The organism is Candidatus Chloroploca asiatica (assembly GCF_002532075.1).
Taxonomy (GTDB): Bacteria; Chloroflexota; Chloroflexia; order Chloroflexales; family Chloroflexaceae; genus Chloroploca; species Chloroploca asiatica.
In genome coordinates, this window is the sequence record NZ_LYXE01000110.1 from 197,481 (window position 1) to 210,377 (window position 12,897).

Consider the following 12,897-nt stretch of genomic DNA (forward strand, 5'->3'; position numbering starts at 1 on the left):
ATAGTTGCGCGCAAACAGGGGCAGCTGCGCTAGCTCTGTTTGCGCACAAGCGAAATGCAAGGGGTTTGCGGCGCTTTACGCAGGATCTTCAGGGCGATCTACTGTTCACCAGCCATCAATTCGTCAGCAGCCGCCAGTAAAGCAGCAATACGTGCGGGGTCAAGGGGGGGCTGCTTACTCTTGAGGTAGAGTTCAAGGGCACGACGGGGCGTCAAACTCCCCACCAATTCTTGCTCAAGGCCAGCGATGCGGCGCCGCCCCGTGCGTTCAACATCAATGGTGATCGCAGCAATGACAAAGGCCCCCGCGTCGGAGAGCATCGTACGCAGCACATCCTCGCGGAGCAGCGGCACCTGTTCACGGGTAGCCTGGAGGTTGAGGCGAACGACGGCTTCACGCAGATCGTGGCGGGCGATCAGCGTCTGGATCAAGCCCATCGGGTCGCTACTGGTGCGCACATCGTGTTGTATGCTGACAAAGGGGCGGGCCGGCAACTGATGAAACTGCCAGCGGGCCTGCTTGCCTTCGATCGTCACGAGGACACAACCCTTGGGATCGGCATATTCACCAAAGTCAACCCGTTCGAGACTACCAGGGTAGACCATCGGCGGATCCTGCGCGAGGGCCTGATGCTTATGGATATGGCCGAGCGCAACATAAGCAACGCCAGGCTGCGCCATCACCGAGCGCGGCAAGACAAGATCCTGCCCAAGGGTCATCGCACGTTCGGCGCCAACCTCAGCGCCATCGAGACTCCCGTGGAAGGCAATGATCGCAGGCAAAGCCGGATCGAGTTTCGCGGCCGTCTCGATCACAAAGCGCTCGAGGCGACGACGCAGTTCATAATCAATCTGGACAAACGACGCATTGCGCATCTCTTCGCGGGTCATCAACATATGGCGCGTCACCCAGGGGATCGCCATAATCTGCAGCGGGCCTGAGGCCGTCGGGATCACATGCAACGCCAGCCGATCGGCAATCGTGACCCCCTCGACCCCCAACGCATCGAAGATCGCAACCGAATGGGCTTTGCCCAGTGCCGGCGAGATATCGTGATTGCCCGTCAGAATAAAGACCGGCACCCCGGCTGAGCGGACACGATTGATCCGACGGGCAAACTCACGCTGATGGGTCGGATTAGGGGCGCGTGTTTTATAGATATCACCGGCGATCAAGACCAGATCGACCTGCTCGGCAAGGCCGAAGGCAAGCGCATCATCAAGCCGATCAAGATAATCAAGGAAACGGGTGTGCAGACCCGTTGCCGGATCGACACGCCCGTAATTCTCAACGCCAAGATGAAGATCAGCCAGATGGAGAAATTTCATAGGTCTACAAGAACCAGGAGATAATGCCCATGATCAGACCCGACGCAAGAAACGACAAGACAAGCACAATCAACGTCTGAGTGGAATTGCGCAGGTTCATGCTCGACTGAACACCCAGATAGGCGTAGTAGATCTGCACCACCATCAAGACCAGGCTCACCAGCAAGCCAAGGAGACCGACGAGGGCACCAACGAACGGGATCCAGGCAAAGAGCGTAACAATGAACGTAATCGCGGCCCCAAGGGCAATCAGTGGCGCAATAAAGAGGGAGAAGGTATAGGCCACTTCGTCCCAGGTACCATCACCAGCATAGAGCTTCTTGCCCATAAAGTAGACCATGCCGGTAAAGATAAAGAACTGGGCCAGGCCGCGCAGGATGGTATCAAAGACGCCCATGATACTGGGACGAGGCGTACCAGGCAAGAACGAACCAACAAATCCCAGCACGGCCGAGATAGCAATAGCTACCAGCACATAGACCGCCGCATTACCGAGGGTGCCATAGCGCTCGTAACGCTCGAACTTCTCAACACTCGGATTGGTCATAAGATCCGTGCTCTGGGTGAGCATTTCGGGAACCGACGATTGTCGTATCATAGCCATATGGGGTCTCCTTCACAACCAAGCCAACCGACTTCTTGCGCATAAGACGTGCCGCAAGGAGGGTAAGTTGCACGTCTATTATATACGAATGAGGCAAGAGCGGCACTGACCCATCCACACAATCGTTTTACACTCATCAGCCCGATATACCCACACTATCCCACACTATCCCACATGAATCCCTCGTTTGTGTGGGATAAAAGCCTCATCGGGGAGACGAGACCCGTCATACGTCCATCTGTTCTATTGTCAAGCATTTAACGAACGAGTGTTCGATTTATTGATATGGTATACTAGAAAAGGAAGGCTTCCGGCGGGTGTTTGGGGCCTACGGCCCCCAGGAATCTCGCTTATGCGAGGGTAAACGACCAGCGACGCTGGTCGTTTACCCTCGCATAAGCATAGGTTTTTAGGGCGTCAGCCCTCCATAGCAAGGGACAACTCAACCTATGCGCGAGCGCCAGATATATCTCGATCATGCCTCAACGACCCCGGTTGATCCCGAGGTTCTCGAGGCGATGTTGCCCTATTTTACGCAGTATGCCGGCAATCCTTCGAGCATCCATCATGCCGGGCGCATGGCGCTGCAAGCGCTTGATGATGCGCGCGAACAGGTGGCGCTGGTGCTTGGATGTACCCGTCGCGAGATCGTCTTTACGGGCGGGGGCAGTGAGGGGGCAAATCTGGCGGTCAAGGGCGCGGCCCTGGCTCAGCGTGCGCGTGGCAAAGGGGCTCACGTGATCGTCAGTGCGATTGAGCATCACGCAGTGCTGCACGCCGCCGAGTATCTGGCCCACGATGGCTTTGACGTGACCGTCTTGCCCGTCAATGCAGCCGGCCTGGTTGAACCTGAAGCGCTTGCACAGGCACTTCGTCCCGAAACCATCCTGGTCTCGGTGATGTATGCGAACAACGAAATTGGCACCATCCAGCCCATCGCCGCCATCGGGGCGCTCTGTCGTGAGCGTGGGGTACTTGTGCATACCGATGCGGTGCAGGCCCCGGGGTCATTGCCGCTCGATGTTGAGGCACTCAAGGTTGATCTGCTCAGCCTGACAGCGCACAAATGTTATGGCCCCAAAGGGGCAGGGCTGCTCTATGTACGCCGGGGCACACCGTTGCTCCCGCAGATCAACGGTGGAGCGCAGGAGCGACGGCGGCGAGCAGGCACCGAGAATGTGCCAGGCATCGTCGGGTTGGCAGCGGCGCTCACCCGGGCCGAAGAACGGCGCATCAGCTATGCGGCACAGATGCACATGCTCCGAGAGCGCCTCATTGAGGGGGTGCTCGACCGGGTACCGCAGAGCTGGCTCAATGGCGACCGCAACCAGCGGCTCCCCAATAACGCGAACCTCGGCTTTGCCGGGGTCGAGGGCGAGAGCATCCTCTTGCTGCTCGACCAGGTCGGCATCGCCGCCAGCAGTGGCTCGGCGTGTACTTCGGGCTCACTGGAGCCATCGCACGTCCTGGTAGCCCTGGGGATGAGTCCCGACGAGGCAAATGGCTCGGTACGTTTTTCGCTTGGAGCCAGCAACTCGCGCGAAGAGATTGACTATGTGCTCGAAGTTCTGCCACCGATGATCGAGCGCCTGCGGGCCGTCGTTCCCGGGTATGAGCCAATTGCGCATGGATGATCGGAGCGAGCACCCGTGAGTCGCGGTGGGTTGTTGAGCACGGACAGGGGCGGTGCTTAGCAAAGGGAACCCTTATGCAACGTGCGATCCGCACTCTGGCTGGGGTGATGCTCTGTGTGGTTTTTACTGGCTGTAGTCGAGCACCCGAGGCAACCGTACCAGCGACGGTCGGTGCGGGAGCAACGCTACGTGGTCAGATCACGGTGTTTGCCGCCTCTTCACTGAGCGACGCCTTTGAAGCGCTAGGAACAGCCTTTATGGCGGCACATCCCGAGGCGGTCGTCACCTTCAATTTTGCCAACTCTGCGCAACTGGCGGCACAGATCAATGAAGGTGCTCCTGCCGATGTATTTGCTTCGGCGAACGCTACCCAGATGCGTGTGGCGGTTGAGGGTGGGCGGCTCAACGACAACGACCAACGCTTGTTTATCCGTAACAACCTCGTGGTCATTACACCTTATGACAACCCGGCGAAGGTGATGGAACTAGCTGAGCTTGCACAACCAGGTTTGCGCCTAATCCTAGCTGATCCCGTCGCGCCTATTGGTCAACACAGCCTGGACTTTCTCGACCAAGCGAGTGCGCAGCCCGCCTTTGGTGCAGATTTTCGTGAGCGCGTCCTCGCAAATGTGGTCAGTTACGAAGACTCGGCGCGCATCGTACTCGCCAAAATCGTCCTTGGTGAAGGTGATGCGGCCATCGTTTTCACCACCGATGCCGCTGCCGAAGCCGAGAAGGTGCAATCGATCCCCATTCCCGACGAGTTGAATGTGTTTGCGAACTACCTCATTGCGCCTGTCGCGGATAGTCGAAACCTTGCGCTGGCCGAAGCATTTGTAGCCTTTGCACGCACGGCAGAGGGGCAGGCCATCCTCGCCGATCACGGCTTTCTTCCGCTTGAGTAGTCTGTGAAAAATGATATCATCTCTTTACAAACATGTAATTCACATACATTTCCGTTTACATCAACGCAAGCGACTGATCCTCCTGTGGCTCCTGGCTGCGCCCTTGCTCATCTTCCTGCTGCTACCCCTGGGGGCTCTCATCGTGCGCATCGACTGGATGCAGCTCGGGGAAACCGTGGGCAGCCCGGGGGTGACGCAGGCCTTGCGCATCAGCATGGTAACAACGCTGATTGCAACAACGCTGGCCGTGTTACTGGGCACGCCGCTCGCCTACGTGCTGGCGCGGCACCAATTTCGAGGGCGAAACCTAATTGACACGCTGATCGACCTACCCATCGTCTTACCGCCAGCGGTGGCGGGCATAGCGCTGTTGATCACCTTTGGGCGCCGGGGACTAGTAGGTGCGCCCCTTGCAACGCTCGGCATTACGCTTTCGTTCACAGAAATCGCGGTGATCATGGCGCAGTGTTTTGTGGCCGCACCCTATTTTGTCAAGGCAGCGACGGCTGGTTTGAGTGGAGTGGATCGCGAATTAGAGCAAGCTGCGGCCCTCGACGGGGCAAGTGGGTGGCAAGTATTCGCCCTGATTACGGTACCGCTGGCATGGCCGGTGCTCTTCAGCGGCGTCGTGATGACGTGGGCACGGGCACTCGGTGAGTTTGGGGCGACCATCATCTTTGCAGGCAATCTGCCGGGGCGTACCCAGACCATGCCACTGGCAATCTATCTCGGCTTCGAACGAAATCTCAATCAAGCGCTGACCCTTGCGGTCATCCTGCTCGTCATCTCATTTGGCGTTCTTGCGCTGGTGAAAGTAGGGCTCAAGCAGCGGGTAGGGGTCAAGCTGTAGAAGGAGAGGGGTTTCCTTCTGGCTTAACTATGAAGCAATGACCCTTTCGCGCAGCAGATCCGCTTATACCGACGCGCACGTACGCACCAACCATGCCTGGAGATCGTCCAGGCTCGTGAAATCGAGCAGGGTCTCGCTCAACTCCAAGAGGTGTGCGGGACTCAGGGCAAGGAGTTGATGCTGCACCTGCTCGGATAGTGAGCCACACTGCCGAGCCAGTTGGCGCAGCACGACTTCTTGGAGCGTCTGGTGACGCCCTTGTTCGATGCCCTGTTCGATGCCTTGCTCAAGCCCTTCGGCGAACGCAAGCTCTTCGATACTGGTGACAAAGGTGTCCATCTGGGTCTCCTCCTGTTCAATGAGGCGCATTGTAGCACGAACTGTCGCGTGCATGCTGGGGTCGAGGCGCAATAGTTGATCGAGGATGCGATAGAGTCGGCGCATATCGGCCGCCCCGTACCCGTAACGGAAGAACGAGCGAAAGCGGGCCAATTTGCGCCGCAGCCGCTCCTCGGGTTGCCCACGGGTTGCCTGCGCGTCGCGGTGGATCAAGATGACCATCGCGATGGGATTGCGGCTTGCTTCGAGCATTGCTAGGTCAAGCTCGAGCAGCTTGACCGTAGGGAAGTCGAGCCGCACCACGCACCCGGCCTCGGCGTAACCAAAGGAGCGCGGGTGCCAGCCCGGTTGGTCATCGCTCAAGACGGCGAGGCTAATGACCGGGTGGCGTTCGCGGACGAAGATCTGGGCGTGGTAACAGAACATCCGCTCGGCGAAGGTAGGATCACGCTGGGACTGGACTTCCAGGTGCATGAAGATCGTGCGCGGCGTGCCATCGAGGGCCTGCACCTGCACAAGCTTGTCAATGCGATGCTTGCCACGATTAACATCTGGGTCAAGCTGCTGTAGTTCGGTATCCCGGAAAATGACGGGTTGCCGCCAATCCACGGTGCGCCACACCTCTGGGAAGAGCAGTTCGAGCAACGGGGCGACGTAGTGATCGAGCGCATATTTCCACGCGCCATCAAAATCAGCCGACGGGAGTTCCATGGGGATTCCTCGTGCAAAACGGGTTCGTGGTGTTGTACCGCACGAGGGGGGTGAAAGATACGGGGGCACGGCGACGCCGTGCCCCCGTACGGAGATGGTGCCGCCGTGCCGTGCCCAGAGGCAGCGTTGCCGCGTGTAGGGGCGCAGCAACCCATGGCCCGCCCGTTGCCCGAACGCCCCGGTCATCGCTGCTGCGCCCACCGGCCCCCCCGGTGACGCGGCCCGCACCCCGATGGCCCCTGCCCACCGATGTGTCCGCGGGGATGGGTGTAGGGGCACGGCGCCGCCGTGCCCCTACGTTGCTGCGCTCAACCGCTGGATCTGTCGGGCGATCCGTAGGTCGCTGAGAGGCGAGGGGGCAGGGGTAATCCAGGTTGCAAGGTCATTGATGGAGGCTGTGCGGCGTGCCTGGATCGCCTGGCGTTGCTGGCGTAGCGCGGGTAGTTCGCGCAGGGCTTCCACGCGGCCTGCGATAATTGCGGGTTGGCGGCGTGCCAGGGCGTAGGCTGCTGCGAGCAGGTCGTAGCGTAGGATCGCTGGTAGACATTCGCGGAGCAGTGCTGTCGGGAGGCAGCGGATTAGTACACGGATGCGGTTGCGTCCGAGCAAGCGTTGTTTGAATGGGCTGCCTTGCCCCGACGTGGCTGAGTAGACGTGGCGCGCCCGGGCGTGCGGGGCGAGTACGCATGTCCAGTTACGTAGTTGCGCCCGCCAGGCGAGATCGACATCCTCCAGGTAGTTGAAGAAACTGGCCTCGAATGGCCCGATATCGTCGAGCATCGCTCGCCGTAGGAGGGCGAGACCACCGCTGGCTCCAAAGATGGGCTGGGTCGCGGCGGGCAGGGCGTTGATGGGCAACCCCGGATGCCGGTCGGTGGCGACGCCGTCGCGCCGTACGGTGATCCCCGCTGATGCGATCCGTTTGGGGTGGCGGCTGAAGGTGAGGACCCCAGCGGCGGCCCCCGCGTGCGGGTGTTCGCTGAGGGCGTGCCATAAGGCCGCAATGCAGCCTGGTTCGGCCAGGGCATCGTCGTTGATCAGGAGCAAAAGTTCGCCCCGCGCCACGGCGAGCCCGGCATTAGTTCCGCCGGCAAAGCCGAGGTTGGTGGGCAACGCGACCACGCGTACATCGGGCGCATATCGTTGCGCCCAGGCCCCCGCCTGATCGCGGGAAGCATTGTCAACCAGAATGATCTCGTCATCGGGTCCAAGTTGCGCACGCAAGGCGCTGAGACACGCCGGCAGATAACGCAGGCCTTGCCAGGTTGGGATTACTGCTGAAATGTGTGGACGCTGCTTTGTCATTGGCATACTTTTTTGGAGGCCTGCGGCCCATCCTTAAAACCCGTTGCTTTGCGAGCAAAGCAGAGATTCTTGGGGGCCGCAGGCCCCCAAACCCCCAACCGGAGGCGTAGCTTGATTGAAAGGCATTGGCTCTCGTGCTGAGCCACGCTATGCTAAACAGGTATAATACTATAAACAAAGTAGCGATAGGGCATTGTGCGAGAAGATGATACGGAAAGGGCGTGCATGATGCAAGTTGTGATTATCGGGGGAGGCCCCGCAGGTATAGAGGCGGCGCGTACCGCAGCGCCGCATGCAACGGTGAAAGTGGTGACAGCCGGGGCAGTGGGCGAGTGGCGCCCGATGACGATGCGCGTCTGGCTGGCGGCGGCAGCGGCTGGCGAACGCGATGTGGCAAAGATTGTTGCCCGTGCCAAGCAAGTCGCTACCGATTGGCAGACCCGATGTGCCGATGAACTGGCAACCCTTGAGGTCGAGACGATCGCCGGGCGTGGTCGCCTCGGTAAGCCCGGTGAAGTACTGGTTGAGCCGTTGGATGGTGGCCCCACGCAGAGTCTCAACGCCGATGCGATCATTCTGGCGGCTGGGGCGCAGGTTGCTTTTCCTGAAGCGGTTGCGCCAGACGGCGAGCGTATGTTGACGAGTGGCGATCTTGGGGTGTTGCAGACGTGTCCTGAACGGGTGATGGTGCTTGGTGATGGGCGCGCTGGTTTTGAATTGTGCCATCTCTTTAGCCTGCTTGGCGCTGAGGTCTCCTGGCTCATTCCTGAGGCATCGCCTCGTACGCATGTTGCACCTGAGGTTGATGGCTATCTGACGAGGATGCTCGAGCGTCAAGGGGTGCGCGTGGTGCCGCATGCGACGGTGCAACGCCTTGCGCATAAGGGTGAGGATGTGACGGCTACCCTTGCTGATGGTACCCGGTATGGTGGCGAGATCGCTCTCCTCGCCTTCGAGCGTCGGCCTGATCCGATGGCGGTCGGACTCTCGCTCGATCTGCTTGACACTGATATCTATGGGCAGACCAAGTTGCGTGGGGTCTATCTGGTCGGCGATATCCTGGCCCCCCATGCGGCGAGCATTGCGATGGCGCAGGGGCGAGCTGCCGCGTTGCATGCCGTGCGCCGGTCGAGTGCGCCTGCTGATATTCGCGACATTGTGCTCACCTTTATGTATCAGCCTCAGGTGGCAAAGGTTGGGCGGCTCACGACCGAAGGTGCGCACGGGAGTGTGACGATTGCGCTTAACGAGAGCATGGCCGCCCATGCCGATGGCGCAACCGAGGGCTTTTTGACTCTGGCCTGGGATCATGGGGGCTATGTTGCCGGTGCGCTGGCGGTGGCCCCCGCCGCCGCCGAGATCCTTGCGCCAGTCGCGATGGCGATGCGTGCCGGGATGCAACTCCGCGATCTGGCGGCGATCTACGGCCCCCATCCGTCGGTCAGCGAACTCGCGGCGATGGCGGCCCGGCGGGTTGAGTTGTAGATTTTGCGACCCTTGACCAAGCAAGGTGAAACCCCTTTGAGGGTGAGGCCTGCTGGCGCGGTAGTAACAATGGCTCAGCGATAGCGGCCCGGCGCGTTGAGTTGAAAGTGGGGCGTGCTGGCGTGACAGCAACAATGGCTCAGCGATGCCGGCCCGGCGGCTTGTGTTGGAGGTGAGATGATGTCGTTTGGTGATGATCGTGGGGAAGCACATGCCGCCCCCCGCTATCCTCATGAGCTCTATGTTGAACAGGTGGGCCACGGCCCGCCCTTGCTGATCTTGCATGGTTTCACGGGAAGCACCGCCGAATGGGATGAGGTGGCACCTCTGCTGATGCCCCACGCGACGCTGCTCAAGGTTGATCTGCTTGGTCATGGGCGCTCGCCAGCCCCCGCCGAGCTTGACGCATACCGGATGGAGCAGGCCGTGACTGATCTGCTCGCTCTCCTTGACCGCTACCAGCTTGAGCGGGTCGCCCTGCTTGGCTACTCGATGGGCGGACGTGTCGCGTTGCATCTGGCGGCGGCGGCCCCCGAGCGGATCACCGCCCTGATCCTCGCAAGCGCCTCGCCGGGCCTCGCTGATCCGCAGGAACGCGCTGCCCGCCGTGCCAGCGACGAGGCGCTCGCTGAACGCATTGAGCAGCAAGGCCTGGCCTGGTTTGTTGATTACTGGGCAAGCATACCGCTCTTTGCGAGCCAAGCCTGGTTGCCGCCTGCTACCAAGGCAGCGTTGCGAACACGCAGAATGCGCGGCACCGCCCATGGCTACGCCCAGAGTCTACGTGGTATGGGCACGGGGCATCAGCGCAGTCTCTGGCAAGAATTGCCCCGTCTGACGATGCCCACGTTGCTGATCACGGGTGCCCTCGACCAGAAGTTTGTGGCGCTCAACACGCAAATGGCGGAGGCCTTGCCCAATGTTGCGCATGTGCGTATCGCTGAGGCTGGTCATACGGTACATCTTGAGCAGCCGCAAGCCTTTTGCGAAGTTGTGGTACGATTCTTAGACCAAGGACGCAACAAGAACCATTGAGGTGCTTGAGTTTGTTGAAGAAGGAGGAGCTATGCCCATTGAATGGGTACGGGTTGCTGAGTATACCGATATTATTTATGAGCACGATGCCGCCGGTGAGGGCATTGCCAAGATTACCATTAACCGCCCCGAAAAGCGCAATGCCTTTCGCCCCGAGACGGTACAGGAGTTGATTGACGCGTTTGGCCGGGCGCGCGATGACGAACGGGTTGGTGTCATTCTCTTTACTGGGGCAGGCGAGATGGCCTTTTGCTCGGGCGGTGATCAGGCGGTGCGCGGCGATGGTGGCTATGTTGGCAAAGACACGGTGCCGCGGCTCAACGTACTCGATCTGCAACGGCTGATCCGCATCATTCCCAAGCCCGTGGTCGCCATGGTTGCGGGGTACGCGATTGGTGGCGGGCATGTGCTGCACATTGTGTGTGACCTGACGATTGCCGCCGAGAATGCCATCTTTGGGCAGACGGGGCCGCGGGTCGGTAGTTTTGATGGTGGCTATGGCTCGAACCTACTTGCCCGCATGGTAGGTGACAAAAAAGCCCGCGAAATCTGGTACCTCTGCCGCCAGTACAATGCGCAGCAGGCGCTTGAGATGGGCCTGGTCAATACTGTCGTCCCCCTTGAGCGCCTGGAAGATGAGGCGGTGCAATGGGCGCGTGAGATGCTCGAAAAGAGCCCGATGGCGCTCCGTTTTCTCAAGGCAGCGATCAATGCGGCCGCCGACGGGCATGCCGGGTTGCAACAACTTGCCGGTGATGCGACGCTGCTCTACTATCTGAGCGAAGAGGCAAAAGAGGGCAAGCAGGCGTATCTTGAGAAGCGACGCCCCAACTTCCGACGTTTCCGGCGCTTCCCGTAAGAGACTGGTTGTTTTGACGCAAAGGCGCAAAGGCGCAAAGGTTGCTCTGGCGAACGAGGTCGGCAACGTTGGTCTCGTTCGCCAGCAGAACCCTGGCGCAGACCAGGTGACAGGTGACCGAAAGTGAGCGCTGAGGAGGTACCGATGGCAGAGGTGAAGGCCGATGTGGTCTACACGGATGCGCCGCTCGATGATCCCGACGAGGCGTCGTTGCATTACTATGACCACCACCCGACACGGGAGGATCTGATGGGTGAGAGTGTGGCCCATTCGTGGTTGATTGCTTATGTGCAGCAGGTGCTCGCGTGGTTGTATGGGGCCGAGCGCTGGTTTGTGGTGAATGATCTGAATATTTATCGCACCCGCTCGCGGTATGAGTATCCGGTCGCCCCTGATGTGGCGGTCTTTAAGGGCGTGGTGCTTGAGGGGCATAACCGGCACCGCTTCCGAAGTTGGCGGCTTTATCTCCCGGATCGTCCGCCGCCTCAGGTGGTCTTTGAGTTCTGTTCAGAGTCGACCTGGCGCGATGATCTGCAGCAGAAACCGCGTCAGTATGCGGCGCTGGGGGTGCGCGAGTACTTTGTCTATGACCCGAATGACCCGCCATATACGCGCCGCCTGGGGGGCCGCCTGTATGGGTGGCGGATCGAGCATGGCAAGGCGGTGCCGCTAGCGCCTGATGCGACAGGACGGATCTGGAGTGCCGAGTTAGCGAGTTATCTCGTCGCTGATGGGGCGTGGCTGCGCTTCTATGACCGTGACGGGATGCGTCGGCTCACCCAGGCTGAGGCGGAACGGGCGGCGAAAGAGGCGGAACGGGCGGCAAAAGAGGCGGAACGGGCGGCAAAAGAGGCGGAGCGAGCGGCAAAAGAGGCAGCCTGGGCGAAACTGCGTGAACTGGGCATTGACCCTTCCGAGTTATAAAAGAAGATGGTATGACGACTGATCTCTCATCGGCTCCTCCGGGGCCGCTTAAAGTCTGGTTGATGGCGATCAGGGTGCCGACCCTGCCGGCGGCGGTGGTACCTGTGCTGGTTGGTTCGGCAACCGCGTTTGCGAGTGGTCTTTTTCAACCGCTGGTCTTTCTTGCGGCGCTGCTGGCGTCGTTGTTGATCCAGATTGGCACCAATCTTGCGAATGATTATTTTGATTACAAGAAGGGGGCCGATACCGCCGAGCGGCTCGGGCCAACACGGGTCACCCAGAGTGGCCTGGTACCTGCGGCAACGGTGCGCACGGCGATGCTGATCTGTTTTGGGTTGGCTGCGCTCTGTGGGGCCTATTTGATTCTGGTAGGCGGTTGGCCGATCCTGCTAATTGGCGTGCTCTCGATTGCCTCGGGCATCCTCTATACGGGGGGGCCGTTTCCGCTTGGCTACAATGGCCTGGGCGATCTCTTTACCTTTGTCTTCTTTGGCCTGGTCGCGGTGATGGGTACCGATTATGTGCATACCGGAACCTGGGGAGCACTAGCTTTGCTGGCGAGTTTGCCCGTGGCGATGCTGGTGACGGCGATCATTGTGGTCAATAATCTGCGTGATGCACCAACTGATCGCAAAGCAGGTAAGCGGACGCTGGCGGTCATTTTTGGTGAGCGGTTTGCGCGGATTGAGTATGCGGTACTGGTGATCGGGGCCTATCTGCTGGTGCCCTTGTTGTGGGTCGTGGGCGGGGCCTCGCCTTTTGTGCTGCTCGCCTGGTTGAGTCTGCCGCTTGCCGTGCCAATGCTGCGCCTGATGAGCCGTGGTCACGGACGTGAGTTGAACCTCGCCCTGCGTGGTACCGGTCGTCTGCATATGGTTTTTGGTCTTTTGCTTGCAGTCGGATTATTGTTGTAGCCGC

Annotated in this window: 12 protein-coding genes; 8 read left to right on the plus strand and 4 right to left on the minus strand. The window is 60.0% G+C overall.

Going from position 1 to position 12,897, the window contains the following annotated elements:
- Positions 1-98: 98 nt before the first annotated feature.
- Positions 99-1,328, minus strand: coding sequence for a metallophosphoesterase family protein (locus A9Q02_RS14970; protein WP_097653891.1), 1,230 nt, complete (start codon positions 1,326-1,328; stop codon positions 99-101).
- 4 nt (positions 1,329-1,332) lie between these two features.
- Positions 1,333-1,932 (minus strand): YIP1 family protein, encoded by a 600-nt coding sequence (locus tag A9Q02_RS14975; RefSeq protein ID WP_097653892.1) that lies wholly within the window; start codon positions 1,930-1,932, stop codon positions 1,333-1,335.
- A 449-nt stretch (positions 1,933-2,381) separates the two neighbouring features.
- On the opposite strand from A9Q02_RS14975, the gene A9Q02_RS14980 reads away from it, so the two are divergent.
- From A9Q02_RS14980 to A9Q02_RS14990, 3 genes are all read left to right on the plus strand, one after another.
- Entirely contained in the window at positions 2,382-3,566 is a 1,185-nt protein-coding gene (locus tag A9Q02_RS14980; RefSeq protein WP_097653893.1) for a cysteine desulfurase family protein, read from the plus strand.
- A 74-nt stretch (positions 3,567-3,640) separates the two neighbouring features.
- On the plus strand, positions 3,641-4,471 hold the full coding sequence (modA, locus tag A9Q02_RS14985) for a molybdate ABC transporter substrate-binding protein (RefSeq protein ID WP_172451005.1): 831 nt from the start codon (positions 3,641-3,643) through the stop codon (positions 4,469-4,471).
- Positions 4,472-4,613: 142 nt separating this feature from the next.
- A complete protein-coding gene (locus A9Q02_RS14990) occupies positions 4,614-5,321 on the plus strand; it encodes an ABC transporter permease (RefSeq protein WP_245860559.1) in 708 nt (235 codons plus the stop codon).
- A gap of 63 nt (positions 5,322-5,384) precedes the next feature.
- Here A9Q02_RS14990 and A9Q02_RS14995 read toward each other — a convergent pair whose 3' ends face one another.
- Together A9Q02_RS14995 and A9Q02_RS15000 are read right to left on the minus strand one after the other, a co-directional pair.
- The gene (locus A9Q02_RS14995) at positions 5,385-6,371 is read right to left on the minus strand and encodes a DUF4351 domain-containing protein (RefSeq protein ID WP_172451007.1); all 987 of its coding nucleotides are present in this window, start codon (positions 6,369-6,371) and stop codon (positions 5,385-5,387) included.
- Between the two features lie 294 nt (positions 6,372-6,665).
- Positions 6,666-7,676: a glycosyltransferase family 2 protein gene (locus A9Q02_RS15000; RefSeq protein ID WP_097653897.1), complete on the minus strand. Its 1,011-nt coding sequence runs from the start codon at positions 7,674-7,676 to the stop codon at positions 6,666-6,668.
- 225 nt (positions 7,677-7,901) lie between these two features.
- Here A9Q02_RS15000 and A9Q02_RS15005 point away from each other — a divergent pair, with 225 nt between their 5' ends.
- From A9Q02_RS15005 to A9Q02_RS15025, 5 genes are all read left to right on the plus strand, one after another.
- Positions 7,902-9,161: an FAD-dependent oxidoreductase gene (locus tag A9Q02_RS15005; RefSeq protein WP_097653898.1), complete on the plus strand. Its 1,260-nt coding sequence runs from the start codon at positions 7,902-7,904 to the stop codon at positions 9,159-9,161.
- 177 nt (positions 9,162-9,338) lie between these two features.
- Complete coding sequence (gene menH / locus A9Q02_RS15010) at positions 9,339-10,196, plus strand: 2-succinyl-6-hydroxy-2,4-cyclohexadiene-1-carboxylate synthase (protein ID WP_245860560.1); 858 nt, start codon at positions 9,339-9,341, stop codon at positions 10,194-10,196.
- Positions 10,197-10,227: 31 nt separating this feature from the next.
- On the plus strand, positions 10,228-11,055 hold the full coding sequence (gene menB / locus A9Q02_RS15015; protein WP_097653900.1) for a 1,4-dihydroxy-2-naphthoyl-CoA synthase: 828 nt from the start codon (positions 10,228-10,230) through the stop codon (positions 11,053-11,055).
- Between the two features lie 144 nt (positions 11,056-11,199).
- Positions 11,200-11,979 carry a Uma2 family endonuclease gene (locus tag A9Q02_RS15020; RefSeq protein ID WP_097653901.1) on the plus strand — a complete coding sequence of 260 codons (780 nt, stop codon included), beginning with the start codon at positions 11,200-11,202 and terminating at the stop codon, positions 11,977-11,979.
- A gap of 11 nt (positions 11,980-11,990) precedes the next feature.
- Positions 11,991-12,893, plus strand: coding sequence for a 1,4-dihydroxy-2-naphthoate polyprenyltransferase (locus A9Q02_RS15025; RefSeq protein WP_097653902.1), 903 nt, complete (start codon positions 11,991-11,993; stop codon positions 12,891-12,893).
- Positions 12,894-12,897 lie beyond the last annotated feature (4 nt).

What these genes read in the sequence shown, in the direction of transcription:
- A9Q02_RS14970 (WP_097653891.1), bottom strand. Translation starts at nt 1,328, where the DNA reads ATGAAATTTCTCCATCTGGCTGATCTTCATCTTGGCGTTGAGAATTAC.
- A9Q02_RS14975 (WP_097653892.1), bottom strand. Translation starts at nt 1,932, where the DNA reads ATGGCTATGATACGACAATCGTCGGTTCCCGAAATGCTCACCCAGAGC.
- A9Q02_RS14980 (WP_097653893.1), top strand. Translation starts at nt 2,382, where the DNA reads ATGCGCGAGCGCCAGATATATCTCGATCATGCCTCAACGACCCCGGTT.
- modA (WP_172451005.1), top strand. Translation starts at nt 3,641, where the DNA reads ATGCAACGTGCGATCCGCACTCTGGCTGGGGTGATGCTCTGTGTGGTT.
- A9Q02_RS14995 (WP_172451007.1), bottom strand. Translation starts at nt 6,371, where the DNA reads ATGGAACTCCCGTCGGCTGATTTTGATGGCGCGTGGAAATATGCGCTC.
- A9Q02_RS15000 (WP_097653897.1), bottom strand. Translation starts at nt 7,676, where the DNA reads ATGACAAAGCAGCGTCCACACATTTCAGCAGTAATCCCAACCTGGCAA.
- A9Q02_RS15005 (WP_097653898.1), top strand. Translation starts at nt 7,902, where the DNA reads ATGATGCAAGTTGTGATTATCGGGGGAGGCCCCGCAGGTATAGAGGCG.
- menH (WP_245860560.1), top strand. Translation starts at nt 9,339, where the DNA reads ATGATGTCGTTTGGTGATGATCGTGGGGAAGCACATGCCGCCCCCCGC.
- menB (WP_097653900.1), top strand. Translation starts at nt 10,228, where the DNA reads ATGCCCATTGAATGGGTACGGGTTGCTGAGTATACCGATATTATTTAT.
- A9Q02_RS15020 (WP_097653901.1), top strand. Translation starts at nt 11,200, where the DNA reads ATGGCAGAGGTGAAGGCCGATGTGGTCTACACGGATGCGCCGCTCGAT.
- A9Q02_RS15025 (WP_097653902.1), top strand. Translation starts at nt 11,991, where the DNA reads ATGACGACTGATCTCTCATCGGCTCCTCCGGGGCCGCTTAAAGTCTGG.